This is a genomic window from Nocardia sp. bgisy134 (assembly GCF_057708325.1).
Genome location: NZ_JBYIRW010000014.1, coordinates 18,368 through 41,876, shown reverse-complemented (window position 1 = coordinate 41,876; position 23,509 = coordinate 18,368). Strand labels below are relative to the sequence as shown.

Annotated in this window: 24 protein-coding genes; 9 read left to right on the top strand and 15 right to left on the bottom strand. The window is 68.3% G+C overall.

Going from position 1 to position 23,509, the window contains the following annotated elements; all coding sequences use genetic code 11:
* The first annotated feature begins 22 nt into the window (after positions 1-22).
* Both AC3ERS_RS23725 and AC3ERS_RS23720 read left to right on the top strand, forming a co-directional pair.
* Positions 23-1,168, top strand: coding sequence for an acyl-CoA dehydrogenase family protein (locus AC3ERS_RS23725; RefSeq protein ID WP_431970273.1), 1,146 nt, complete (start codon positions 23-25; stop codon positions 1,166-1,168).
* Positions 1,152-1,826, top strand: a complete 675-nt coding sequence (locus AC3ERS_RS23720) for a TetR/AcrR family transcriptional regulator (protein WP_431970272.1) — start codon at positions 1,152-1,154, stop codon at positions 1,824-1,826. The genes AC3ERS_RS23725 and AC3ERS_RS23720 overlap by 17 nt, the downstream gene beginning before the upstream one ends.
* A 789-nt stretch (positions 1,827-2,615) precedes the next feature.
* Here the strand turns inward: AC3ERS_RS23720 and AC3ERS_RS23715 are convergent.
* Positions 2,616-2,954: a hypothetical protein gene (locus AC3ERS_RS23715; protein ID WP_431970271.1), complete on the bottom strand. Its 339-nt coding sequence runs from the start codon at positions 2,952-2,954 to the stop codon at positions 2,616-2,618.
* 222 nt (positions 2,955-3,176) lie between these two features.
* Here AC3ERS_RS23715 and AC3ERS_RS23710 point away from each other — a divergent pair, with 222 nt between their 5' ends.
* Complete coding sequence (locus AC3ERS_RS23710) at positions 3,177-3,869, top strand: hypothetical protein (RefSeq protein WP_431970270.1); 693 nt, start codon at positions 3,177-3,179, stop codon at positions 3,867-3,869.
* 13 nt (positions 3,870-3,882) lie between these two features.
* Here the strand turns inward: AC3ERS_RS23710 and ligD are convergent, their stop codons facing one another.
* From ligD to AC3ERS_RS23685, 5 genes are all read right to left on the bottom strand, one after another.
* Complete coding sequence (gene ligD, locus AC3ERS_RS23705; RefSeq protein WP_431970269.1) at positions 3,883-4,884, bottom strand: non-homologous end-joining DNA ligase; 1,002 nt, start codon at positions 4,882-4,884, stop codon at positions 3,883-3,885.
* Positions 4,881-5,969 (bottom strand): ATP-dependent DNA ligase, encoded by a 1,089-nt coding sequence (locus AC3ERS_RS23700; RefSeq protein ID WP_431970268.1) that lies wholly within the window; start codon positions 5,967-5,969, stop codon positions 4,881-4,883. Before AC3ERS_RS23700 ends, ligD begins: the two co-directional genes overlap by 4 nt.
* Positions 5,970-6,191: 222 nt before the next feature.
* On the bottom strand, positions 6,192-6,587 hold the full coding sequence (locus AC3ERS_RS23695) for a cold shock domain-containing protein (protein ID WP_431970267.1): 396 nt from the start codon (positions 6,585-6,587) through the stop codon (positions 6,192-6,194).
* Between the two features lie 32 nt (positions 6,588-6,619).
* Entirely contained in the window at positions 6,620-7,720 is a 1,101-nt protein-coding gene (locus AC3ERS_RS23690) for an SPFH domain-containing protein (RefSeq protein WP_431970266.1), read from the bottom strand.
* A 19-nt stretch (positions 7,721-7,739) separates the two neighbouring features.
* On the bottom strand, positions 7,740-7,970 hold the full coding sequence (locus tag AC3ERS_RS23685; protein ID WP_068064169.1) for a hypothetical protein: 231 nt from the start codon (positions 7,968-7,970) through the stop codon (positions 7,740-7,742).
* 161 nt (positions 7,971-8,131) lie between these two features.
* On the opposite strand from AC3ERS_RS23685, the gene AC3ERS_RS23680 reads away from it, so the two are divergent.
* Positions 8,132-8,758, top strand: a complete 627-nt coding sequence (locus tag AC3ERS_RS23680) for a TetR/AcrR family transcriptional regulator (RefSeq protein ID WP_431970265.1) — start codon at positions 8,132-8,134, stop codon at positions 8,756-8,758.
* A 5-nt stretch (positions 8,759-8,763) separates the two neighbouring features.
* A complete protein-coding gene (locus AC3ERS_RS23675; protein ID WP_431970264.1) occupies positions 8,764-9,906 on the top strand; it encodes a hemerythrin domain-containing protein in 1,143 nt (380 codons plus the stop codon).
* A gap of 49 nt (positions 9,907-9,955) precedes the next feature.
* On the opposite strand, the gene AC3ERS_RS23670 is transcribed toward AC3ERS_RS23675, so the two are convergent.
* From AC3ERS_RS23670 to AC3ERS_RS23645, 6 genes are all read right to left on the bottom strand, one after another.
* Positions 9,956-11,686: an acyl-CoA dehydrogenase family protein gene (locus AC3ERS_RS23670; RefSeq protein ID WP_488186856.1), complete on the bottom strand. Its 1,731-nt coding sequence runs from the start codon at positions 11,684-11,686 to the stop codon at positions 9,956-9,958.
* 126 nt (positions 11,687-11,812) lie between these two features.
* Positions 11,813-12,439, bottom strand: a complete 627-nt coding sequence (locus AC3ERS_RS23665) for a TetR/AcrR family transcriptional regulator (protein ID WP_431970262.1) — start codon at positions 12,437-12,439, stop codon at positions 11,813-11,815.
* Positions 12,440-12,473: 34 nt separating this feature from the next.
* Positions 12,474-13,802 (bottom strand): pyridoxal-phosphate dependent enzyme, encoded by a 1,329-nt coding sequence (locus tag AC3ERS_RS23660; RefSeq protein WP_431970261.1) that lies wholly within the window; start codon positions 13,800-13,802, stop codon positions 12,474-12,476.
* On the bottom strand, positions 13,802-15,391 hold the full coding sequence (locus tag AC3ERS_RS23655) for an alanine racemase (protein WP_431970260.1): 1,590 nt from the start codon (positions 15,389-15,391) through the stop codon (positions 13,802-13,804). The genes AC3ERS_RS23660 and AC3ERS_RS23655 overlap by 1 nt, the downstream gene beginning before the upstream one ends.
* Positions 15,388-16,674: a heavy-metal-associated domain-containing protein gene (locus AC3ERS_RS23650; protein WP_431970259.1), complete on the bottom strand. Its 1,287-nt coding sequence runs from the start codon at positions 16,672-16,674 to the stop codon at positions 15,388-15,390. The genes AC3ERS_RS23655 and AC3ERS_RS23650 overlap by 4 nt, the downstream gene beginning before the upstream one ends.
* Positions 16,671-17,990, bottom strand: a complete 1,320-nt coding sequence (locus AC3ERS_RS23645; RefSeq protein WP_431970258.1) for an aminotransferase class V-fold PLP-dependent enzyme — start codon at positions 17,988-17,990, stop codon at positions 16,671-16,673. The genes AC3ERS_RS23650 and AC3ERS_RS23645 overlap by 4 nt, the downstream gene beginning before the upstream one ends.
* Before the next feature lie 113 nt (positions 17,991-18,103).
* Here AC3ERS_RS23645 and AC3ERS_RS23640 point away from each other — a divergent pair, with 113 nt between their 5' ends.
* Positions 18,104-18,535 (top strand): pyridoxamine 5'-phosphate oxidase family protein, encoded by a 432-nt coding sequence (locus AC3ERS_RS23640; RefSeq protein WP_431970257.1) that lies wholly within the window; start codon positions 18,104-18,106, stop codon positions 18,533-18,535.
* A gap of 10 nt (positions 18,536-18,545) precedes the next feature.
* Here AC3ERS_RS23640 and AC3ERS_RS23635 read toward each other — a convergent pair whose 3' ends face one another.
* The 3 genes from AC3ERS_RS23635 to AC3ERS_RS23625 form a co-directional block, all read right to left on the bottom strand.
* A complete protein-coding gene (locus AC3ERS_RS23635; RefSeq protein ID WP_431970256.1) occupies positions 18,546-18,980 on the bottom strand; it encodes a CBS domain-containing protein in 435 nt (144 codons plus the stop codon).
* A gap of 163 nt (positions 18,981-19,143) precedes the next feature.
* Positions 19,144-20,403, bottom strand: a complete 1,260-nt coding sequence (locus AC3ERS_RS23630) for a PucR family transcriptional regulator (protein WP_431970255.1) — start codon at positions 20,401-20,403, stop codon at positions 19,144-19,146.
* 435 nt (positions 20,404-20,838) lie between these two features.
* Positions 20,839-21,015, bottom strand: coding sequence for a hypothetical protein (locus AC3ERS_RS23625; protein WP_431970254.1), 177 nt, complete (start codon positions 21,013-21,015; stop codon positions 20,839-20,841).
* Positions 21,016-21,475: 460 nt separating this feature from the next.
* On the opposite strand from AC3ERS_RS23625, the gene AC3ERS_RS23620 reads away from it, so the two are divergent.
* From AC3ERS_RS23620 to AC3ERS_RS23610, 3 genes are read left to right on the top strand one after another with little or no spacing between them, the layout of a single operon-like run.
* Positions 21,476-21,700, top strand: a complete 225-nt coding sequence (locus tag AC3ERS_RS23620) for a ferredoxin (RefSeq protein ID WP_431970253.1) — start codon at positions 21,476-21,478, stop codon at positions 21,698-21,700.
* A complete protein-coding gene (locus tag AC3ERS_RS23615) occupies positions 21,700-22,251 on the top strand; it encodes a Cif family virulence factor (protein ID WP_431970252.1) in 552 nt (183 codons plus the stop codon). Before AC3ERS_RS23620 ends, AC3ERS_RS23615 begins: the two co-directional genes overlap by 1 nt.
* 5 nt (positions 22,252-22,256) lie before the next feature.
* Complete coding sequence (locus AC3ERS_RS23610) at positions 22,257-23,507, top strand: hypothetical protein (protein ID WP_431970251.1); 1,251 nt, start codon at positions 22,257-22,259, stop codon at positions 23,505-23,507.
* Positions 23,508-23,509 lie beyond the last annotated feature (2 nt).

The following is a 23,509-nucleotide window of genomic DNA, read 5'->3' as shown; positions in this document are numbered from 1 at the left end:
TGGTGAGCAAAGGATCGGGACCATGGCACGGGCCGCGTGGAGTGACGACGAGGTGGAGGCCGTTCGCGACCTCGCACGGACGTTCTTCGAGAAGGAAGTCGTTCCGCACGAGGAGAAGTTCGTCGCGCAGGGGCACCCCGACCGGAATCTGTACAACCGGGCGGGTGATCTCGGTCTGCTGTGCACTGCGATCCCGGCCGAATACGGCGGTGGCGGTGGCACATTCGCGCACGAGGCGGCGATCATCGAGGAGCAGGCCTTCGCGGGCGACGGCTCGCTCGGCATGGCGGTGCACAGCTCGATCATCGCGCCGTACCTCATGGAATTCGGGTCCGAGGAGCTCAAGCGGCGGGTGCTGCCCAAGGCGGCCGGCGGCGAGATGGTGCTGTCCATCGGCATGACCGAACCGAGCACCGGCTCGGACCTGCAGAACATCAAGACCCGCGCAGTGCGCGAAGGCGACGAGTACGTCATCACCGGCTCGAAGATCTTCATCACCAACGGCTGGCTCTGCGACGGCATCATCATCGCCGCGAAGACCGATCCGTCGAAGGGCGCGGCGGGCGTCTCGCTGATCTTCGCCGAGGTCGGCGACGACACCCCCGGATTCACTCGGGGCCGCATCCTGAACAAGATCGGCGGCAAGGCCCAGGACACGGCCGAACTGTTCTTCGACGGCCTGCGGGTGCCCGCGTCCAACCTGCTCGGCGAAGCCGAGGGGCAGGGCTTCTACCAGATGATGCAGCTGCTGGCCCAGGAGCGACTGGTCACCGCCATCCTCGCGACCGCCATGATGGAGAAGGCCGTCGAACTGACCGTCGACTACACCAAGGGGCGCGAGGCGTTCGGCAAGCCGCTGTTCGCGATGCAGAACACCAAGTTCGAGCTCGCCGAATGCGCGACGCTGGCCAAGGTCTGCCGCACCTTCCTCGACGACGCGATCGTCAAGCATCTGCGTGGCGAGCTCGACATACCGACCGCGGCCATGTCGAAATACTGGATCACCGACCAACTCGGTATCGTTGTCGATCGCTGCCTGCAACTGTTCGGCGGCTACGGCTACATGACGGAGTATCCGATTTCCCAGCTCTACACCGGCGCCCGCGTCCTGCGCATCCTCGCGGGCAGCAACGAAGTGATGAAGGATCTCATTGCGCGGTCTCTCTGAAACCCGAAGCGGTGAGGCCTCCGCGGCGGTGTCGAACGGCGCCGCCGACGGGTCGCCGCGCCGACGCAGGCTCGAACCCGACGAGCGGCGCGCACAGATCCTCGCCTGCGCGATCGACATGTTCGGCGAGCGGCCCTATGCCGCGGTGTCCACCGCGGAGCTCGCGCAGCGCGCCGGGGTGGCCCGCGGACTGATCAACCACTACTTCGGCAACAAGCGGGATTTGTATCTCGCCGTGGTGCGCCGGATGGTGACCCTGCCCAAGCTCGAAACCATGGTCGTGCCCGCGGGCACCGATCGCGAGCGCGTCGAGGCCAGTGTGCGCTGGCTGCTGGACACCATCGGCGAGCATGGCAGCACCTGGGTCAAGGTCACCAGCCACGAAGGCGTCGGCGACGACCCCGAGGTGCAGCAGATACTCGACGAGGCCGACGACGCCGCCGCCGAGCGCACGCTGGTGATGGTCGGGCTGGCCGATTCGGCGCACAGTACGGAACTGCGGGCGATAGTGCGGGCCTACGGCGGGCTGGTGAAGGTCGCGGGACGCGAGTGGATCACCCGCGGCAATCTCACCCGCGAACAGGTGCACGAACTGCTCGCCGACATGCTGTTCACCCTGGTCACCGAGACGATGCCGAAGGTCGACAACTGGCGCTGAGCGCGGCCGAAGCGGTCGGCATAAGCGGCACGGACGATGCCCGATCTGCCTGAATTCCTCGTTCAGGCCGGGCATTTGGCCGGAGGAAAATTATTGAAAATTTCCTGTTCCTGTTTTCACATTTGGTAGCCGGAAGTAAGCTGATCTAGACGCCTTCCCCGCGGTGAACCAGGGTGGGCCGTCGCGACCATCGTCGCGGCGTCTCCATTCGTTTGCTCGATGCCGCGGCGGGCTGTTACCTGATGATTCGGCACCGGCCAGTTGCCGGTCGGCGTGCCGACCTGGCCGCGGGGGCATCTAGCCGCCCCGTCCGCCATCGGCAGACCTGGATTACCGGAGACGGTCGTCAGCGACAACGACCCAGCGACTCCTCGGCATGCGCTCACGGGGACATCCCCCGGCGACCGGCAGATCACGCCTGCCCACCAGGGCTCGGCACGATAACCCGTCGGCAGAACTGCTCCGGGCTATCGGCGAGGCGCCCCCGGCCCACTACCCAGCGGCTGTCCGGGCGTTCGTGAACTATTCGATCGAATCAAGGGATTGCACAATGTCCAGCACAATCATCAAAACCGCGGCTGCTACCGCGTTAGCTCTCCCGCTGTGCTTCCTCGCAGCTCCCGCGGCCTCGGCGAGTCCGGCTCCCGCGCAAGCGACCCCGGTCTCCGCCGCTGCCACGCCCGCCGGGTCCGTCATCCTCTGTGTGCCCCTCGGCAGCGTCGTTTTCTGCATCTGAGATCTTCGAACTCGCCGTGTGTCGGGGAGCCTGGGCCGGCTGACGCGGTCGGCTCAGGCGTCGGGCCTGCGCGCGGCACTGTAGTGCACCGGGCGGAGGCCGCCGGGTGCGTGGCCGCGCCTGCCGTAGCGCAGTTCGATCACTTCCTGTCTCCGGTGCTCGACCAGCAGCGCGCCGACCCCTAGACACCACAGCAGCGCCGTGGCGATCGCGCCGAGTTGCGTCCAGCCGGGATAGCCGTAACCGGCCGCGGTCAACGTGCACGCCATCGCGACGACGCCCAGGGCGCACAGCACAATTCCGGGCATGTTGTAGTTATCGCCGAGCATGTCGCCCGCTTGGGCGTGCCAGAGTCGCTTGTCCTTGCTCGGTGAATCGGTAGGTCCTGGCATCGGTCCCTCCTGAAGTGAACCAGCGCATTATCAGCGATATCACCGCTAGCTCAGCATGAACCTCCTGCGCCGCGGGTGCGAGCGTTGTGCCGAGTTCGTTATTCCGAATCGATCGGACAATTCGGTCTTATTACGGCAATTCGTCCGTATTCTGTCTGCGTATCGGGCGGGGCCGGACAGCCCGGGTTCCTGCGCGAGAGTTTTGACGCGAGAGGGAGCTGGATGGCACGCACGCAACAGTGGCAGGAACGCGAGCGCTGGCCGGAGGCTTGGCCGGACGAGCGGGATCCGGAGGATCCGTTCCCGCACGAGTCCCGGCCGATCGTCAATCCCTACGCGGTTGTCGCGCTGGTGGCCGCATTGCTCGCGCTGTTCCCCGTCGCGATCGTCTTCGGGTTCATCGCCTTCAGTCATCCGCGCGGCCGCGTGATGGCCTGTTTCGCGTTGTTGCTCGGCGCCGCCGAGGTGGCGGCGGTGGCGGGGTTCTTCGTGCTGTCGGGAAACATGTTGCCCGACACCATGTCCCGGGCCACTCAGGCGACCACGACGACCACCGCCCAGGTGACCACGGTGGCCACGGTGGCCACCACGTCGGCGTCGACCGCAGTTGCCCCACCTCCGCCGCCACCTGCGACCACCACCCAGCCGGCGGCGCGCAAGGGCGGGGCCTGCACCGCAACCCAAGCCGGTCTGATCGGGGCCGCGGCCGACGGCGGAACGCTGCTATGCCTAGCCAACGCCGCAGCGGAAAGCGGCTACCAGTGGTCGGGCCCCTACAACGTCGGCACCGGCATCTACGAAGCGGGCTCGAAATGCGACTCCTCGGTCGCCAAGACCGGGCGCACGTCGGAGGGCCGCGCCCTGGTATGCGAGACCCAGGGGCGCGGCGGGGCCTGGGTGCTCTGGACGGAATAGCCGCGCCGGGCCCTCAGTCCGGTTTCTTCGCCCGGCTGGGTTGGACGCGCGGCGGCTCGTTGGGCATCTTCGGATACTGCGGCGGCCACGGTGCGTCCATCAGGCCTGCGGCCATGTCGCGGTCGGACATCTCGAGCAGCGGTTCGATGGACTGCGGCGCTCGGTCGGCCCAGGGATCGCCGCGCTCGGCGAGCCGGGCGGGCACGGTCGCGATGGTCAGCTCGTCCGGCGCGACGGTGGCCAGATCGTCCCAGGAGATCGGCGTCGACACCTGCGCGCCCACCTTCGGGCGCACGCACCACGCGCCGAACACCGTTTTGTGCGGTGCGTTCTGGTTGAAGTCGACGAACACCCGGTGGCCGCGTTCCTCTTTCCACCACTGCGCGGTGATCAGATCGGGGTGTCTGCGCTCGAGCTCTCTGGCCAGTGCGACCGAGGCCGCGCGCACTTGGTAGCCGTCCCATTTCTCCTGGAGCGCGACGTAGATGTGCAGGCCGCGCGATCCGGAGGTCTTGATCCGGCACTCGATGCCGAGTTCGGTGAACAGGTCCCTGGTGAGCACCGCGGCATGCTTCAGGTCATCGAAGGTGATGCCGGGGGAGGGATCGAGGTCGATGCGCAGTTCGTCGGCGATGCGCAGATCGGCGACGTGATTGGGCCAGACGTGGAAGCCGAGGCAGCCCTGGTTCACCGCCCACAGCACGTGTGCGAGATCGTGGGCGACCAGCGCGTCGCTGGTGGTGCCGTTGGGAGTGGACACCTCGACGGTGTGCAGCCAGTCGGGCGCGGATTTGGGCACCCGCTTCTGGAACCACGACTTGCCCGACGCTCCGTCCGGGTAGCGCTCCAGCAGCAGCGGCCGGTCCCGCACCACGCCGAGGAACGGCTCGGCCACCGCCTGGTAGTAGCGCACCAGGTCGAGCTTGGTCTCGCCGCGCTTGGTGAAGTAGACCTTGTCGGGATTGCTGATGGTGACGGTTCTGCCGTCGACCTCGATGTCCACCGACGCGCTCATCGGGACGCCTCGGCCTCGGCGAAGATGGCGCCGAGCTCGGCGGGCGCCACCTCGTCCAGCTGGGCGTAGGTACACGAATCCGGTGTGCGATCCGATCGGAACCGCACCAGCCTGCCGCCGTGGCGCAGCCGGCCGGACTGCACGTGCTCGTAGCGGACCTCGGCGACCAGCTCCGGCCGCAGCGCCTCCCAAGACAGGTCCTTGCCCCCGGTCCAGCGGCTCACCCCGCCCGGCATCTTGCCCTCCGCCTTGGCCTGCGCGGCGGCATCGGCCCACTCCCGCCACGGATGGTTCGCCAAGGCGTTGTCTCGCAACGGTTTCAGCTCCTCGACGAGGGCTTTGCGCTTGGCCGCGGTGAAACTGCTCGCCACCCCGACGTGGTGCAGCTGGCCTTCGTCGTCGAACAGCCCGAGCAGCAGCGAGCCGACGCCCTCGCCGTCCTTGTGCCAGCGGAATCCCGCGACCACGCAGTCGGCGGTGCGTTCGTGTTTGACCTTCAGCATCACCCGCTTGTCCTGCTGGTAGGGCTGGGCGTCGGCTTTGACCATGACCCCGTCGAAACCGGCGCCCTCGAACCGGGTGAACCAGTCCTCGGCCACGTCCGGATCGCGGGTGAGCGGGGTCAGGTGGACGCGGGCGAGCGCGGTGTCGAGGATCGTCTCCAGCAGCCGCCTGCGTTCGGCGAACGGTTCGCCGGTGAGATCCTTGTCGCCGAGGGCGAGCAGGTCGAAGGCGACGAAACTGGCCGGGGTCTCCACGGCCAGCTTGTTCACCCGGGACGCGGCCGGGTGCAGCCGGTTCTGCAAGGTGTCGAAATCCAGGCCGTGCTCGGTGACCACCACGATCTCGCCGTCCACCACGCACTTGTCGGGCAGCGCCTGCTTCAGCAGTTCGGCGACCTCGGGAAAATACCTGGTCAACGGGCGGTCGTTGCGGGAACCGAGCTCGACCTCGTCGCCGTCGCGGAACACCACGCAACGGAATCCGTCCCATTTGGGCTCGTAGCTCAGCCCCGGCTCGCGCGGTACGGACGGCGCGGTCTTGGCCAGCATCGGCCGGACGGGTGGCATCACCGGTAGGTCCACACGTTCCTCCTCGGGTCTGGTCCTTCACCCGTGTCGACGTCGTGGCCGACGCGAATTCATCGGTGCGGAGCGGGTCGTCCCGGTCGATCGTAGAGCTCGGGTACGACAAGGAGGCGGACTTCGCGGTCCGGGCGTGCGCTGTTCACCGGCAATTCCCCGGCTGGGACCGCCAGCTGGGCGTTGTCGGCGCGGAGGAGCGTGTGGTTACCGCCGGGCGCCGGGTCAGTCCAACCAGCCGTGCTGATCGGCGAAGGCGGTGAGGCGGTCGCGGATGGTGAGGATCTCGCCCGCGGTGAGCGCGGGGCTGGCGTCCAGCAATAGTTCGGTGATCAGGCGCTTGTGCTCGGCGGCGGTGAGCTGGCCGGTCGACGACCTGTCCTTCTTGTGGCGGGGCGCTGCGGCGGACGCCCCGCCGACCGCGCTGAGGTTGACCGCCTTGGGACCCCGGTCGCCCTCGGTGACATCGAATTCGAAGACCCGGCCCTGGCGCAGTTCGTCCTCGTCCAGTCCGATGTCGTTCACGTGCACGAACACATCCGGTCCACCGTCTTCCGGTCGAATGAACCCGAACCCCCGAGAGCTGTCGAACGACACCAATTTCCCGATGGACACCAACACCCGCTCCTCGCCGCCGTCGCTACCCGGCCACTTTAGCTCCCATTATCCGCTTCGTTGTTCGAAAGCGCCTTTTGCAGAGAGTTGAACACGGTGAGTCCCTGGCCGACCATTCCATTCACCAATTCGCCGACGCCGTCCGGTCCGTTGAGCACGGTGAGATTGGCGTTGGCCAGCCCGTTCGAGGCCTGTTTGACGATTTCCGGCAGCTGTTCGATGAGCAGCTGATCGAGCGCGATCCGGTTGTTGGAGGCCGCCGCCTCGGCCTGGATCCTGGTGCGATCGGCTTCCGCCTCGGCCAGGATGCGCACCCGATCCGCCTCGGCCTGAGCGGGTTTCACCACCTCGGCCTGCAACTGCTGCTCGCGCAGGTGTGCCTCCTTGCGCGCCTGCTCGGCCTGTGCGGTGAGCACCTCCTGCATCGCGATGGCCTCCGCCAGCGGACCCGCCTGTGCGGCCTCGGCGTTGGCCTTGTCGATATCGCGCTGGTACTGGGCCTTCAGGATGGCGGTCTCGCGCTGGTATTCGGCCTGCCTGCGCAGCGATTCCTGTTCGGCCTCCGCGGCCCGTTGCGCGGCCTGCGCCTGGGCGATCTGCGCGTCGCGCTGCACCGCGGCATTGTGCGGCGCGGCCAGCGCGTTGATGTAGCCCAGATTGCCGTCGTCGATGGACTGGATCTGGAAGGAATCCACCCACAGCCCGATATTGCTCATCTCCACCTTCGAGGCGACCAGTACCTCGTCGGCCAGCTTCTGGCGTTCCCTGATGATCTCCTCGACCGTCATGGAGCCGACGATCGAGCGCAGGTGACCGGAGAAGATCCGGCCGGTCAGGACCGACATCTCCCGTTCCTGCTCGGAAAGGAAGCGCTGCGCGGCGTTCACGATCGACTGGGTGTCGTTGGCGACCTTGAACGCGATCACCGCCCGCACATCCAGCTGGATGGCCTGCTTGGTGACGCAGCGTTCCTTGATCTCCGCCTCGAACATGGCCAGCGACAAATAGCTGACCTTGCGGAACATAGGAACCACCCAGGCGCCGCGGCCGATGATCACCTTGAACGGCGCGTTGTCCTTGCTCGTGGCGCCGCTGACCAGCATCGCCTCGTCCGGGTCTGGTACGTGGTAGCCCAGCACGTCTGTCTCCCTTGCTCTTTCAGTGTTCCTGCTGCTCCGATATCAGCGGGATCCAGGGAACGACGTCGACGATGCGTCCGGGATGCGCCTCGACGATCAGCACGGTAGCGCCCGTCCCGATCGGCTCCGCGGCCCGCGCGATATACAACTCCGTCCCCCCGCGTATCGCGACCAGCACCTCTCCCAATGTCCCGGCGCCGCGGATCGGCGTGGTGATCGTTCCCGTCAATCCACGCACGGGATCGGTCATGCCTCCACTCCTGCCCTCGACACCAGAACACGTCAGCCTACGTGTGCCAGGCCACTTTTCGGTAGCGACTTTCGAAACGCCGGGTGCGTCGCGAGTGACGACGAACGAATAATTCGCTGGAACGACCTTGTGTCGAATACAGGCCCGTTCGACAATGGAGTATGGCCACTAGCACGCGGCGATATCGCTCCACCCTGCGTCAGGCCAAGGCAGGCGAGACCAGGGCGGCGGTGCTCGCCGCCGCCGCCGAATTGTTCGTGGCCCGCGGGTGGGCGGGCACATCGATGCGCGACATCGCCGCACGCGCGGGCTGCGCCGTGGAGACGGTGTACAGCAGCGTCGGCAACAAGCGCGAGATCCTGAAAGTGGTGCTCGACGTGGCCGTTGTCGGGGACGACGAGCCGGTGCCCCTGCTGGAGCGGCCGGAATTCCACGCCATCGCGGCCGGTCTCGTCCGCGAGCGCGCCGCCAAGCTGGCCAACCTGCTCGAGACCGTGAACCGGAGATCGGCCGCACTGCACCGCGTGCTGGTGCAGGCCGCGGCCGTCGACGCGGAATTGGCGGCACTCGCGGCCCGCGACCGCGCGGATCGCTCGACGTCGATGCGGGCGGGGCTCGAGGCGGTGACGGGCAGGCCCGTCACCGACGCCGAGGCAGCCTCGCTGCACGCCGTCCTCGGCGGCGAGGTCTACCTCGCGCTCACCGAGGAGTCCGCGTGGACACCCGCCACATACCGAAACTGGGCGGCCGACACCGTGATTCGGCTGCTCGACCTCGCCGAGGAGTAATCCATATGACCAACTCCGCAGACCTGGAACGACCCGCCGACACCCGCGCGATGGGAGTCGCGCACTCGGCGCTGCGCCGTGACCTGCTCCGGGCCAGGAACGCGCTGAGCGCCTGGCCCTACCCGTTCGACGAACAACGCGTCGCGATCGCGGAGCATCTGCTCTGGATCATGCGCTTCCTGCGCCATCTCCACGAATCCGAGGACGAACACCTCTACCCGCTGGTCCGCGACCACGACCCGGCGGCGGTGCAGCTGCTCGATCGGATGAACGCCGACCACCGCGCCCTCGTGCCCGCCATGGATCGGCTGGTCGACGCCGCGGTGGCCTACCGGGCCGCCGGTGAGGCTCGCGCACATGTTCTCGCGGCGCTCGACGAGCTGGAGGCCGTACTGCTCCCGCACCTGGAACGCGAAGAGCGCCAGATGATGCCGGTGGTCTCGACCGCGATCACCGAGGGCGAATGGCGGCACTGGGCCGACGAGCACAACCTCAAACCGCTCGGCCCGATCGAGCGGTTCGACGAGGGGCTGTTCCTCGTGGACGGCGCCTCGCCCGACGACACCGCCGCGATCGGCGAGATGGTTCCCGCGGTGCCGCGCTGGCTGATGCTGCACGTCATGATCAGGCGGTATCGCAGGGCCGCGTTCCGGCGCTGGCACACCGCCGAATTCTCCCCGCTGCGCGTGCCGTTGGGCGGCAGGAACGAAGTGTTCTGCGCCGCGCCGCCGGACGCGGTGTGGGCGGTGCTCGCCGACGTCACCCGCGTCGGCGAATGGAGCCACGAATGCCGCGGCGCCGAGTGGCTCGGCGGCAGCACCCGCGCCGAGGTCGGCGCTCGCTTCCGCGGCAGCAGCAAGTCGGGTCTCTGGCGCTGGCGGCGGCTGTGCACCTGCACGGTCGCCGACAAGCCGCGGGAGCTGGTGTGGGTCACCGACGGCGCCTTGGGCGACAACTCCGAATGGCGCTTCCGGCTGCGCCCTACTCCCGACGGGACGTGTATCGAGCAGACGTTCCGAGTGCTCTCGCTCCCGGTCTGGCTCGATCGGGTGATCTACCGGTTCGTCCCCGCCCACCGCGACCGTTCCCGCGCGCTTCGAGGCGATCTCGAGCGGCTCGCCCAGCTCGTCGAGCGCGAGTCGTCCTGACCGGTCGGGCTCGCGCGTCGCCCGGCGGGCAGCCACGGACGTGCGCGAGTTACGGGTTCATCCGGTACGCGCCCGCATGACCGAGCACCTCCGCGTACACGCGGTCGGCGCGCCCGGCGTCGGAGATCGGCTTGCGCAACGAGCCGAGGGCCCATTCCTGTTGCGCCACAGTGGAAGATGCCTTGGCAAAGACCCCGAGGGCGTAGGCCGAGAAGTCGCGGACCAACAACTCGAAGATGGCGTCGACGAGGTCGTCGGGCGTGCCCGCGATCGCGGCCTGCTCCAGGATCAGCTGGCCGTAGGGCAGCAACGTGAACAACTCACCGACGGCCAGCTGATAGTCCAGGTCCGTCAGCTGCGCGTCGGTCGCGGGGGCCTGTACCGGGAATTGGACGAACCGCTCGGCCTGCTCCAGGAACAGCGCGACATTCGGGAGGTGGCGATAGCCGGCGAACGCGGGCCGCCAGTCCGCGAAACGCACCTTGCCGAGCCCGGCCGCGCCGGGCTGGCGGAACAGCGCCTCGTCGTCGCCCGCGTCGCGGCGCACCGGCACCGGCGGCAAGTCGGCGGCGTTGTAGAGGAAACTCGGCAGGAATTTCAGTGTGAGCGCCATGTTCACGTGCGCGGTGCCCTCCAGGCGGGGCATGGAGTCGATGGTGCCGCGCGCCACCGCGAAGTAGGTGTTCTTCTCGAAACCCTTGGCGGAGATGACATCCGAGAGTTCGCGGAAGACGCGCTCGCCCTCGCGCGTCACCTTCATCTTGCCGATCGAGTTGAACATGACGAAACGCCGGTCCTCCGGGGTCGATTCGCGCATGTAGTCGATGGTTCGTTCGTGATAGAGCTTCATGGCGGTGATGCGAATGTAGTTGTCGGACAGTATCTGTCGCACCTGACCGAAGTCGGTGACCGGATGTCCGAACAAGATCTTCCCCGCGGCCTGGTCGACGGTCTCGTAGAAGCAGTGCTGCACGATGCCGAGGGTGACCATGCCGATGTTGAACTTGCCGCAGTTCACCGCGGCCAGCGCGACGTCGAAGGCCTTGCGGCCGGTGTGCAGTACGTCGTCGGCGGTGACCGGGTAATCCGCCAGATCGTAGGCGCTGACGTAGTTCTGGCCGTGAATGACGTTCTTGACCAGGGTGTAGCGGGGGTGGCTGCTGTCGGCGAGGAACCAGACGTACGCGTCCGGGCCCTCGATGTCGGTGCGGCGGCCGATGGTCGGCACCAGTCGCGCGACGTTGCCGTTGCCGATGTAGTACTTGCCGCCGTTGGCGGTGAATCCGCCCGCGCCGTCGGGGGTGAGCAGCATGTCGGTGGAGTAGATGTCGGCGCCGTGGTCCTTTTCGGACAGGCCGAAGGCGACGATGCCGCCGCGATCGAGTTCCTCGGCGGCGCGGGCGTGCGCCTTGTCGTTGCCGCTCTGCCAGATGGTGGCCAGGCCGAGGGTCGACACGCCCCACGCGTACCAGTACTGCGCGCCGTAGAAGCCGGTGATCTCGTTGAACTTGGAGATGAAGGCGGTGTCCCAGCGCTTGTCCGGATCGCCGCCCGCGTGCGCCTTCGGGGTGGCCATGTAGGCGATGATTCTCGACTTCCGCAAGAAGACCATCCAGTCGTCGTACCACTCGCCGCGGTGCGCGTCGGCGGTGAGCGCCTGTTTGCCCTTGCTCTCGAAGAAGCCGACGAGCGAGGTCAGCAATCGCTGGGTCATCGGGTCGAACTCCGCGAAGGTGTCGGTCTTCGGATTGAACAGGGTCATGGCGACGGTGCCTTTCATCTGATGGCAGGTGCCATCAATTTAGAAGTGATGGCACCTGCCGTCAAATGCTCGTCCCGAAACGAGGTCGCGGACGACAACGGCCCGCGCGCCTCGGGGAGGCGGCGGGCCGTGGGGATTCCGGGATCAGGCGGGGTAGATCGAGCGGTACGCCGTGAGGGTCGCGACGCAGTGCTCCACGATCTGCTCGCGGGTCGCGCGCAACGAACCGTTCAGCCACGCGGAGAACATGCCCGCATTGCCGCTGGCCATGCTGACCGCGGCCAGTCTGCGCCGGACCGGGTCCGCGATGTGGGCGAACAGGTGGTCCTGGATCAGCCGGGTGAAGGCGGGCATCACGGCGATGGTGGTCTGGCCGAGGCCGGTGCTGGAGTACGGCTCGACCAGGAACAGGCGCGACTTGCGGGGATCTTCCAGCACCTTGTCGACGAGGATCTCCGAGAGCGCCCGGTCCCTGGACGCGTCGTCGGCCGAGGTGAACGCGGTCATCGGCTCCAGGAACTCGTCGGCGATCTGCCGGTAGAGCACGTCGAGCAGTTCGTCGCGGCTGCTGAAACTCTCGTAGAAGTACCGGTCGGTGAGGTTGGCGCGGCGGCACACCGCGCGCATGGTGACGCCCGCGGCCCCCGCCTCGCCGATCAGATCCAGGGCGGCCTCCAGCAGCGCGGAGCGCCGCGCCTCCCGGCGTTCGGTGAGCGTCGTCCCGCCCCAGATGCGGGGACCGGCGTCCTCTGATTCCTGGCCTGTCTGCACCGATTCACAGTAATGCCTGCCGGGCATCGGCCGTTCAGGCCCCGCTTTCCAGCGCCATCCCGGCGTCGCGCCAGGACACGATGCCGCCGTCCAAGCTCACCGCGTCGTATCCCGCGCGCCGTGCGAGCGCGGCGAAACGCAGCGAGATCTCACCGACCGGGCACACGAACACCACCGGTCGCGAGCGCGGGAACGGGACGCCGTGGGTGAGCATGTCCTCGAGTTGATCGTCGCGGATGTTCACCGCGCCGGGCACGTGGCCGATCCGGTAGGCCATCGCGCCGCGGGTGTCGACGATGGTGGGCCGTCCGGTGCGATCCAGTTCCGCGACCTCGGCGGGCGTCAGCCGGGGCGTCGCGGCGAGTTCGGCGGCGGTCGGCTCGCTTCGGCGATCCGGCCTGCCGAACAACTCGGGCCTGCGCTTCTGCAGATACGAGAGATAGGGTTCGAGGCGATCGCAGACGATGATCACCGCGACCACAGGGTCGTTCGCGTCGCGCTCCGAAAGATCCAGCGCGCCCAAAGTTTCCAACGCGGCGGCGTAGGCGGCGCCGCTGGTCGGCCCCGCCAGCACGCCGTATCCGGTGGCCAGTCGCAGCGTCGCGTCGACGGCGTCGCCCGAGGCGACGCTGACGATGCGGTCGTAGAAATCGGGCTGGAACAGCCCCACGTCCCACATCTCCGTCTCCGAGCGGATACCGGGGATGAAGTCCGAGCGCTCGGAAACCACCGCGACCGTGCGCAATTCGGGATTGTGCTTGCGCAGATAGGTCGCGGCGCCGCGGGTGGACCCGGTGGTGCCGAGCCCGCCGACCAGATAGTCCACCCGGTCGATGCCCTCGGCCGCCAGGTCCTCGTGGATCTCCCGTCCGGTCCCGAGGCAGTGCGCCTCGACGTTCTTCTCGTTGGTGTACTGCGAGGGATGGTGATAGACGCCGGGCTCTTTCGCCATGGTCGACTCGATCACGGAGTACACGTCGTTCGGCGTGGTCGGGTCCGGACACTCGGAAAGCCCGGGTAGCTCGACGATGTCGGTGCCGAGCAGCCGCAGCAGATCGCGGACCTCGGCCACCTTGATCCGGTTGGTCACCGCCCGCAGTCCGACGCCCGAGAGCGCCCCCAGCACGCGCAGCGCCTTGGCGGTGTTGCCACTGGACGCCTCGATCAAGGTCTGTCCCGCGGCGGTGATGCCATCGAGTTCGTCGCGGATCATGCCCCAGGCGACGCGGTCCTTGACCGAGCCGAAGGGGTTGTGCGACTCCAGTTTCGCGTACAGCTCGACGTGCGCGAGCCCGTGCACCGCGGGGTCGAGGCGCAGCAGCGGCGTGTTGCCGATCAGTTCGGTGATGTGGCCGTAGAGCATCAGGGCGCCTCGGTTTCGCGCGGCACCGGCGTCCGGCGCGGTGCTCGGGGCGGAGTCCGCCGGGCGGGCGCCGGACCCACCGGGATATGGGGCTCGTAGTCGACGTCGCGGCTCACCTGGAAACTGCCCGCGCGGTGGGCCACGGCCAGTTTCGGGGGCGGCGCCTGCATCGAGGCGGAGGCCGCCGACAGGTCCATGTGGTAGGCGGCGGTGTTCGGGAACACGACCAGATCCCCGGACCTGGGACGCTGCGGAAGCGAGACCTTGTGATTGGTGACGAGGTCGCGCTCGAGGCACAGCCGTCCGGCGAAATACACACCCACCGGCCCGGTTTCGTGCACCGGCCGCAGCGCGGGCGCGGTGTCGGCCGCCGAACGCAACGGGGTGAGCGCGCCCTCGTCGTACCGCTCGCTCATCGGGCCCGAGTCGTGCGCGGCGCTCGGCAGGACGATCGGGTCGACCATCACCTCCTGGTCGGCCGGGGTCACCGCGTCGCGGCTGAGGTCGACGTGCACCAGCAGGGTGCCGTCGCCGAGTTCCTTGACGAACTCGACCCGCGCCACCGTCACGCCCGCATGGTCGACGAGGGCCTTGCCCGGCTCGAGCCAGAGCTCGAGCAGATTGTCCGCGGCGACCTGGGCGACCGTGCGCCCGCCGTGCCGCTCCAGGGGTGCGGTGAGCAGGTCGCCGAGCATCCGGGTGGCCGGAATCGTGTTGGCGTACTTGTGGAACACCGGCGTGCCGTGCACCGCCGCGTCATCGATGTGATAGCCGAAGGTATTGTCGCCCCAGCTCATCGGATCGCCACGGCCGAGCAGCGCCTCGCGCAACGCGCGAACGTAGCCGTCGAACCGATCGGCGTCGGCGGTGAAGACCTGGCGCAGACCGCCGCCGAGGTCGAGCACGCGGGGTGAAAGCCCGCGCGCGTACGCCCGTTCGATCAAGGTCAGGCAGGCGTCGAACGCGCGCACCCGTTCGGCGTTCTCGCCGGAATCGATGTGAAAGGCGAAGCCGAGGAAGGAAATCCGGCCGCGATGGGCGCTGAGCAGATCCAACGCGTGGTCGACGTGCTCGAGCGGAACCCCGAAACGGCTCAGCGGCGAGCCGGGGAAGCCGGAGACACGCAGCAGCACCGGCACGGTGGCGCGCTCACCGGCGAGCTCGGCGATGCGGCGCAACTCCCAGAGGTTGTCCACGTTGATGGTCGCGCCGCACTCGATCAGCGTGCGCAGGAACGCCTCGCCCTTCGGTCCGGTCACCTCGATTCGCATCGGCCCGAACCCGGCGCCGATCGCGCTGGCCAGCTCCTGCGGCGAGGCCACATCGATGGCGATGCCCGCGTGCTCAGCGGTGCGGACGAAGGCACGTGACTGATTGGCCTTGTGGGCGTAGCAGATTCGATACCCGGTCCGCTCCCGATCGAGGACCGCGCGCAACTGCTTCAAGTTCTGGGCGAAGACCTGGGGGAAGACCAGATGCACGGGCGAGCCGAACCGGATCAGTGTCTCGTCCAGGGCGTCGCGGGTGTCGAGGAAGGCGCGAACCAGCGGGTGGATCTTCGCGGGTAGCGCCGGTAGCGGCGCCGTCATACCGCGGATTCCGAAGGCTGGGAGGCGATTTCGGCGTGGGCTGGCTCGGGCCGCTCCGCGACGGGGTTGTAACCGCCGTCGCGGATCGCCTCGAACGCGCGCGCCCGGTTGCGCGGGCTGCGGAACTCGGCGGTCACCCGCTTGGTGATCAGATCGACCTCGGCGACGACCAGGCCCATCGACTCCAGAATGCCGGTGATGGTGCGAACACAGTGCTTGCAGTTCATGTCCGGTACATAGAAGGTCCGGTCGTCGGCCGTCGCGGGATCGTCGGCGGTGCGTTCGTCGAGCGTCGCGGCGACCTCGACAGGGCGGCAACCCCTCACGATCTCGGCGAACACCTCGACGAACCGGTCGACCACCATGGGCAGCAAGCTGTAGTGCACGCCGTCGAGCTGATGCGGCATCGCGGCCAGGCAGGCGGGGCGGGTGCCCGGCGGCAGCAGCGCGTACTGGCGGGAGATGAGGTCGAGATCCTCGTGGTACTTGGCGATGGCATCGGCGACGCTCAGGCCCTCGCCGGTGGTCGCGCGGCGCATCACCGTGTGCGCGTCGGCGATGGTGGCGTCCTTCATGGCACGCAGCGTGGCCACCGCGTCGGCGGTGTAGCGCACGGTGCCGTCGGGCTGGGTGGCCAGGGTCACCGGGATCATTCCGCGCCGGTAGGTGGAGGCCTGCAATTCCCAGAACCAGCGCGTCGCGATCGCCGCGAAGAGCCCGGAATCCCGCATGCCCCTGGCGAATTCGACCGCATCGCGGTAGGGCGTCTGGCGGGCGAGCAGGGCGTGCTGGGCCAGTGCGCGGCCGGTCGCCTCGATGCCGACGCGGAAGATCTCGAGCGGGTCGTGGTCGGTGGTGGTGCCCTCGAGCACGGCGCGGTCGCGGGGGCCGAGTCGCTCCGCGCGGCGCACCAGCCCGGTGTCGGCGCGCAGCGCGTGCCACAGCGCCAGGACGGTCTCGCGCACCGCGATCGGCACCAGGGGCCCCAGGCCGTCGGAGCGGAAGTGCCCGGTGTTGGGGATCCCATCGCTGTCGGTCCACGCGATGCGGTGGGTCGCGCTGGTCACCTGCCGTGGGTGGCACGGCCGCATGAAACGCTCCAGGTACAGCCGCTGCGAATAGGTCAGATGGCTGCCTTCCTCGGGAACCAAAGCGGCACAAGTGAATTCGGAATGGCGGGGACCGGTCGGCACCGGCACGTCGTCGAACAGCTCCGGCTGGGCGAGTCCGGCGATGACCCGGGACGCCGCCCTCCGGTCGTAGCGCGGGGTGTCGGTCTTCACGTGACCTCCTCGGCGATCGTGGTGACGCAGGCGGTGAACCGGTCGATCTCGTCGAGGGTGTTGTAGACGTGCGTGCTGACCCGCACCGAGTCCAGGTCGTCGGCACCGGGGTCGGCCGCGGGGGTGCAGTGCAGGCCGGTGCGCACCAGGAAACCCAGCTGGCCGAGCACGAAACCCACGTCGGCCGTGGTGATTCCGGCGAGACGGAACGAGACGATGCCGTATCCGACGGCGCAGGGCGCGTAGGCGGGACCGGGGAGGAATTCGAGTCCGGGCACCGCGCGCAGCCCGTCGAGGAGCCGCAGGGTGAGCTCGCGATTGTGCGCGGCGATGGCCTCGAGGCCGAAGGATTCGAGCACGTCGAGCGCGCTGCCGAGGGCCAGGATACCCGGGATGTTGTGGGTGCCGCCCTCGAGCAGCTCCGGCATCACGCCGCCGACCAGCCCCGCTTCGGTGAGCCGCACCCCCGAATTGCCGCCGGGCAGGAAAGGCAGCAGCCGATCGTGAATCCGTCTGCGGCAGTAGAGGATTCCCGTGCCCGGCGCGCCGAACATCTTGTGCGCGGCGAAGACCGCGAAATCGGCGCCGAGCTCGGTCACGTCCACCGGGAGGTGACCGCCGCTCTGACTACAGTCGAAGCACAGCAGCACCGACGGATCGATGCGCCCTCGCAGTTCCTCCAGCGTCGTCACCGCGCCGAAGACGTGGTGCAGGTGACTGGTGACGATCAGCCGGGTGCGCGGCGTGACCTTGGCGAGGATGTCGGCGGTGTCGGCTTCGCCGAGTTCGGTCGTCCGATAGGGGATCAGCTCCACGCGGCGGCCGAACCGAGCCAGCAGGCCGCGCAGATGGTGCCACGGGTGCACCGCGGAGGCGTGATCGCGCGGGTTGTAGAGGATCTCGTCGCCGTCGGCGAGCTCGGCGAGCCCCCAGGACAGTGCGACGGCGTTGAGCGCGGCGGTCGCGCCGCCGGTGAAGACCACCTCGTCGGCATGCCGGGCGCCGAGGAACGCGGCCGTGCGGGCGCGCACATCCGAGATCCGCGCGGTCAGTTCGGTCGCCCACGGGTAGGTGCCGCGACCGGCATTGGCGGTGCGCGAGGAGTGGTAGCGGTGGATGGCCTCGACGACGGGCAGCGGCTTCTGCGTGGTGGCCGCGCTGTCCAGGTAGACCTCGCTCGCTTCGGCGAGCGCGGGGAACAGCGCGCGTACCTTGGCGGAGAGGGGCGGGGGCGAAGCGGGAATCCGGTGGCCGGCGGAGTGTCCGCGCGCGGCAGGGAAGCGGGTGAAATGCGAGCCTGGCGCGGGTGACCGCAACGTGACGCTCCCTTCACGCCGATGCCATGGACACCATTCAACGATACGCACATTTCGTACGGTGATCGAAGGTTTCAGGTGGGCAACGTGTTTCACGCGCTAGCCTGGAGCCCATGCCGTTGAGCCAAGATGAGCGTCAACAGTTTCTCGCGCAGCCGCACATCGCGGCGTTGGCCGTCACGACGGGCCAGGATCGCGGTCCGCTGAACGTGCCGATCTGGTACCAGTACTCGCCGGGCGCCGAGGTGTGGGTGCTGACCGGCCCGGAGTCCGAGAAGATGCGGTACATCCGGCAGACCGGCCGCTTCAGCCTGATGGTGCAGCGCCTGGAGCCCACGGTGCGCTACGTCAGTGTGGAGGGGCCGGTCACCCGGATCACGCCGATGACCGACGAGCTGCACCGCGAGATGGTCGCCCGCTACCTGCCGCCGGACAAGGTCGATGGTTATCTGCGGGCGGCAGAGGCGTACGGCGAGCAGGTCGCGGTGTACATGCGACCCGAGCGCTGGTTGTCCGCCGACCTCGGCGACCTCTCGGCGCTGTAGCGCCGTTCGCTCAGTACCGGCCCTGGAGATAGTCGACCAGGTGCTGGCGTTCGGTCGCGAGCTCCGAGATCGCGCTCTTGACCACGTCGCCGATGCTGACGATGCCGATCAACATGTCGTCGCGCACCACCGGCAGGTGCCGGATCCGGTGGTCGGTCATGATCCGGCGCAGGCTGTCGACGTGATCGTCGGGGACACAGGTGCGGACTTCGACGGTCATGATGTCCGCGACCGGCGTGTCGAGCAGGTCCGCGCCGAGCTCGTGCAAGCGACGCACCACATCGCGCTCGGAGACGATGCCCGCGATTCGCATCCCGTCGGGGGAGACGACCACCGCGCCGATATTGTGCTCGGCCAGCGTGGCCAGCAGACTGCGCACCGTCGTGTCGGGCGGCACCGTGGCGACTTCGCTACCTTTCCTGCGCAAGATCTCCGCGATTCGCATACTTTTCACCATCCAGACTCACGGGGTTCCAGGATCGCAAGTTCGGGACCGTGTGACCAGCACGAATCCGCATCGTTGCGCGGTCGTGCCACAACAGGCGTACTGCGGGCCGTCGGCGTCGCGCCGCTGGAGGCGTTTCGCGGCCCGTGCCGAAGCCGCGCGACTACAAGCGCCGCGCCACGCTGCGGTCGAGATCCCTGGCCAGCAGGGCGATGGCCGCCTGCGAGATGCCCGCCGAGGTGGCCAGGTCGATCGTGGTCAGCTGCGCGATGCGGCGCAGCCGGTAGTCGACGGTGTTCGGGTGCACGTACAGCTGGCGCGCGGTGAGCTGCCGGTTCATGTCGTTGCCCAGGTAGGCGCGCATGGTGTCGAACAGTTCGGGGTGCGCGTCGAGCGGGTCGAGGATGGTGGCGATCCGGCGGGCGGCGGGTCCGCCGCGGGTGAGCTGGTACTCCACCGCCAGATCGGACATCTGGTAGAGCCCGGCGGAGCGGCCGCCGACCCGGACCAGATTCAGCAGCTCGTGGGCCTGCTCGGCGGAATCCGGGATCCGATCGGTGTCGCCGACGATCACCGTGGCGGTGAGCGGGACCTCGGCCCCGGCGGAGAGAGTGTCGAGGAGTTCGGGAGTGAGCTCGGGGATGTCCTCGCCCACGGGGATGAGCAGTGTGCCGCCCTTGGTGGAGAGCAGGGCCAGCACACGCGAGCGGAAGACGGTGGCCAGCTCGGACTGTAGTCGGCGTAGTTTGCGGCGCGCGGCCACCTGCGCGTCGATCCGCGGATCGCGCTCGTCCGGATGCTCCGGCACCGAGAGCGCCACCACCTGATACGACTCCGCGATCGGGATACCCGCCTGCCTGGCCAGCGCGGAACTGCCGCGCCCGCTCAGCAGCGCGGAGGCCAGGGTCTGCGCGGCGGTCTGATGCTCGCGGGCGACGAGATGCTGCTCGTCCACGTAGGCGTCGGAGACCGCGGCCGTGATGACCTCGAGCAGTTCCAGCACCAGATCGGTCGCGACGATCACCTCGTCCACGTCGTCGGCCTTGGCGCTCTCGGTGATCAAGCCGAACGCGATGCGCAGGCCTTCGTGATAGGCGCGCAGGATGGTGCCGAGCGGCACCGCTTCGCGCGCCCACTGGGCGGCGGCCTCCCTGACCTCGCCGAGCTGGTCGTCGTCGGGCACGGTCCTGCGATCGAACATCTCGGCGGCCAGGGTGAGGCAGAATCGCGTCACCTTGGTGACGTCGCCGCGCATCTGCTCACCGGGCAGCGTGCGGCACGGGGCGACACAGGTGGCGAAGTAGCCGACCATCCGCGACGCCACCCCGTCGGTGTTCTGCAGCGGTACCGACGCCGGCTGGCCGCCGATTTCGAGCGCCGTGGTGGACGGGTCGGCGGACAGGTCCAGCGCGGTGAAGGTCATTCGTAGTGCTCCAGTGCCACATCGGACGTCATAGAACAGCGCCCGAATTGTTGCATCACTATACGAAACGGTTATCGGCATGGGGAGTGTTCGATGAGATCAATTGCACCGCAGCACCGTTGTGCGAGGCCCCAGATGCAAGGCATCGGCGACGGCATCGAGGCGTGCGCGGTACGGAGTGCCACCGCCCGGCGGTCTCCCGCGCGAAGTGTCCGGGACGGTGGGAGGCGAGTCGCGCATAGCTGAACCCTCTCGCCGAGGATGGTCCGGTCGTGCCCGTCGCCGGTGCCGGTCGTCGATCGACGCGGCGGAAGTCGTTCGGGCCTTCGCGCGCTTGCCGGTGCCCGCGCTCGATCGGAGCCGGACCGAGCGCGGGCCGGAGGCGAGCCGGTCGGAAGGGGCGCCCGTTCCGGTCCCCGCCGCGGGAGCAGCGGCCTACCCGGAGCCGTCTTCCATTGCGCTGCTGCGGATCTCGCGCTCTATCGCGACGGCGGCATAGTGCTGTCCACGGGCGCGCAACTGGGCGATGCGTCGGTGCAGTGCGTCGGTGCCGTAGACGGCGGCGATATCGGCGACGCCGAGCCGGCGGGAGCGATGTAGCGGCTGATCCATGTCAAAGACCTTCGGGATGTTGCGAGGAGTCTCGTGGCAACGCTGGCACGGGCTCGGTGAAGCTCCTCTGCTTTCGGGCCGAGTGTAGGTCGGTGTTCGATACAGATGCAAGTACAGATGCGCGAACATCGCTGTGTGATAACGGTTTTGGCAACGCGTCGTGATCTTGGACGGGCTGACTGTCTCGGTCGGTGACCCGTCGGGCCCGCAAACCCGAGGCGACGGAATCCGGTAGCGGTGGTTTCGTCGCGCCCGCGGTCCTGAATCGCCGCTCCGGTCGCCGATGCGCTTGTCGTCGAAACCGTTGTTGGCCGACCAGCACGGTGGTACTGTCCAGACACATGTCCAGCTATCTGTCTCAACGGTTGTATCCGTCGCAGCCGGTCTGGATGAACCTGTTCTCGAAATCGAGGTGTGTGATGACAGCCAGGGTGTCCGGTGCGGGCGAGGGGAGAGCGCCGTGAAGATCTCCGTCGACCTCGATCTGTGCCAGGGTCACGCCGTCTGCCAGTCCGAGGCGCCCGCCGTCTTCACCGTGCCCAAGCGCGGCCACGTGGAGATCCTCGATCCCAGCCCGGATCCGGCGCAGCGCGACGCGGTCGCGAGCGCGATCCGCTACTGCCCGACCAGGGCGCTCTCCCTCACCGACGACGAGAACGACCACGCCGCGAAAGGTGCACACTGATGGCGACTTACGACCGCGCCGAGCTCGACGAGATGATCCGGCGCTGGGTCCTGGAGAACCAGCGCTGCGAGGAGAAGGGTGACTGGAAGCCCCTCGCCGAGATGTACACCATGGACGCCACCTACGGCTGGAACTACGGCCCGGCCCAGGAATTCATGGCCGTCGGGCGCGAGGAGATCCGCGATATCGCCCTCGGCCAGGAGATGACGGGTCTGGAGGGCTGGACCTATCCGTATCAGGAGTTCGTGGTCGACGACCGGTCCGGCACGGTGATCGGTTTCTGGAAGCAGGTCGCCGACGCGCAACGCCCCGACGGACGCCCGTACAGCCCGGAAGGCATCGGCGGCAGCTGGTTCCGCTACGGCGGCGACTTCCAATGGTCGTGGCAGCGCGACTTCTTCGACTTCGGCAACGTCTCGGCGTTGTTCCTGGAGATGATCACGAACAACGCGCTGACCCCCGGCATGCAGCAGCGGATCGCCCGCTCGACCTCCGGTACGCCGCTGCCGGGCTGGTACGGCGTCGGCGAAGCGCCCGCCCCGCTCTGGTGACGGCGATGAGCACGACACCGAGCCGCTACGCGCGATTCTCCCGGCAGACGCTGGCGGCGCTGGTGCCCGAACTGCTGCTGTGCGGGCACCTCATCGACCGTTCCGGAATGGCGCACTCCATCGCCGCGTTCGGCAGGACGGGCATGACGGAGGTCGCCATCGAGGAGTGGCAGCTGGCCAGCCCGGTGTACACGCGCAGGATGCAGCGGGCGCTGGGTTTCGCTGGCGACGACGTGCCGACCATCTTCAAGGGGTTGCAGCTCGACATCGGCGCGCCGCCGCAGTTCATGGATTTCCGCTTCCGCGTGGACGATCGCGATCACGGCGAGTTCTGGCTCGATCACTGCGGCGCGCTGGCCGATGTCGAGCCGATGGGCGAGGACTTCGTCGTCTCGATGTGCCACGACATCGAGGACCCGACCTTCGACGCCACCGCACTGGCGACGAATCCGCACGCGCAGGTGCGCCCCATCCACCGCCCGCCCCGCCATCCCGCGGACCGCACGCCGGTCTGCGCCTGGCGGGTCACCATCGATCCGGCGCACGAGCCGCCGCCGATACCGCGCGACGCCGGGCTCGTCGCCGATTCCGCTGCGGCCCGTACGGAGTTGGCGCCCATCGTTCCCGCGGAAGACGGGCTGTCCGACTACGCGGGACCGCTGCTGAGCGACCTGCGCTTCGCGGACTTCTCGCACTCCGCACTGGTGCGCATCGCCGAGGAGGTGTGCCTCCAGCATCATCTGCTCACCCTCGGTTTCGTGCTCGCCGTGCGGGCCAGGGCCGACGCGCCGAGCGCGGCGGCGATCGCGCGCAAGCAGTTCACCGGCATCGCCGGACTCACCGCCGACCGAATCCGCCGCTGTCTGCGGCTCGGCGACGACGCGGAGGCTCTCGCCACGGTGCTCGCGGCGCATCCGGCGCTGAATCCTCTGCCCTACACCGGCATCGCCATCGACTATGCGAACGACGCTGTCCGCCTGCGCATTCCGCGCAAAAGTGGCGCCGGGACCGACGGCGCGTGGCCCGCCATGCTCGCCCCCGACCACCTCGCCCCGCTGGACGCGCTCGCCCGCGCGGTGAACCCGCGCTGGTTCGCCGCGGCAGCCGACGCCGAGGGCGGCGTGCTGACTGTCGATTTCCGGCTCGCCGACACACCGTTTCGCGAGTGCGCCGAGGTGGCGGTGACGCGGTTCAGCACCGGCGCGCGGTTCGAGTTCGCTGACCGTGGAAAACCTTTGCCGCTCACCGTGGTGTGACG

What these genes read in the sequence shown, in the direction of transcription:
- AC3ERS_RS23635 (WP_431970256.1), bottom strand. Translation starts at nt 18,980, where the DNA reads ATGCGAATCGCGGAGATCTTGCGCAGGAAAGGTAGCGAAGTCGCCACG.
- AC3ERS_RS23680 (WP_431970265.1), top strand. Translation starts at nt 8,132, where the DNA reads ATGGCCACTAGCACGCGGCGATATCGCTCCACCCTGCGTCAGGCCAAG.
- AC3ERS_RS23640 (WP_431970257.1), top strand. Translation starts at nt 18,104, where the DNA reads ATGCCGTTGAGCCAAGATGAGCGTCAACAGTTTCTCGCGCAGCCGCAC.
- AC3ERS_RS23610 (WP_431970251.1), top strand. Translation starts at nt 22,257, where the DNA reads ATGAGCACGACACCGAGCCGCTACGCGCGATTCTCCCGGCAGACGCTG.
- AC3ERS_RS23615 (WP_431970252.1), top strand. Translation starts at nt 21,700, where the DNA reads ATGGCGACTTACGACCGCGCCGAGCTCGACGAGATGATCCGGCGCTGG.
- AC3ERS_RS23630 (WP_431970255.1), bottom strand. Translation starts at nt 20,403, where the DNA reads ATGACCTTCACCGCGCTGGACCTGTCCGCCGACCCGTCCACCACGGCG.
- AC3ERS_RS23710 (WP_431970270.1), top strand. Translation starts at nt 3,177, where the DNA reads ATGGCACGCACGCAACAGTGGCAGGAACGCGAGCGCTGGCCGGAGGCT.
- AC3ERS_RS23715 (WP_431970271.1), bottom strand. Translation starts at nt 2,954, where the DNA reads ATGCCAGGACCTACCGATTCACCGAGCAAGGACAAGCGACTCTGGCAC.
- AC3ERS_RS23685 (WP_068064169.1), bottom strand. Translation starts at nt 7,970, where the DNA reads ATGACCGATCCCGTGCGTGGATTGACGGGAACGATCACCACGCCGATC.
- AC3ERS_RS23670 (WP_488186856.1), bottom strand. Translation starts at nt 11,686, where the DNA reads ATGAAAGGCACCGTCGCCATGACCCTGTTCAATCCGAAGACCGACACC.
- AC3ERS_RS23660 (WP_431970261.1), bottom strand. Translation starts at nt 13,802, where the DNA reads ATGCTCTACGGCCACATCACCGAACTGATCGGCAACACGCCGCTGCTG.
- AC3ERS_RS23655 (WP_431970260.1), bottom strand. Translation starts at nt 15,391, where the DNA reads ATGACGGCGCCGCTACCGGCGCTACCCGCGAAGATCCACCCGCTGGTT.
- AC3ERS_RS23625 (WP_431970254.1), bottom strand. Translation starts at nt 21,015, where the DNA reads ATGGATCAGCCGCTACATCGCTCCCGCCGGCTCGGCGTCGCCGATATC.
- ligD (WP_431970269.1), bottom strand. Translation starts at nt 4,884, where the DNA reads ATGAGCGCGTCGGTGGACATCGAGGTCGACGGCAGAACCGTCACCATC.
- AC3ERS_RS23725 (WP_431970273.1), top strand. Translation starts at nt 23, where the DNA reads ATGGCACGGGCCGCGTGGAGTGACGACGAGGTGGAGGCCGTTCGCGAC.
- AC3ERS_RS23675 (WP_431970264.1), top strand. Translation starts at nt 8,764, where the DNA reads ATGACCAACTCCGCAGACCTGGAACGACCCGCCGACACCCGCGCGATG.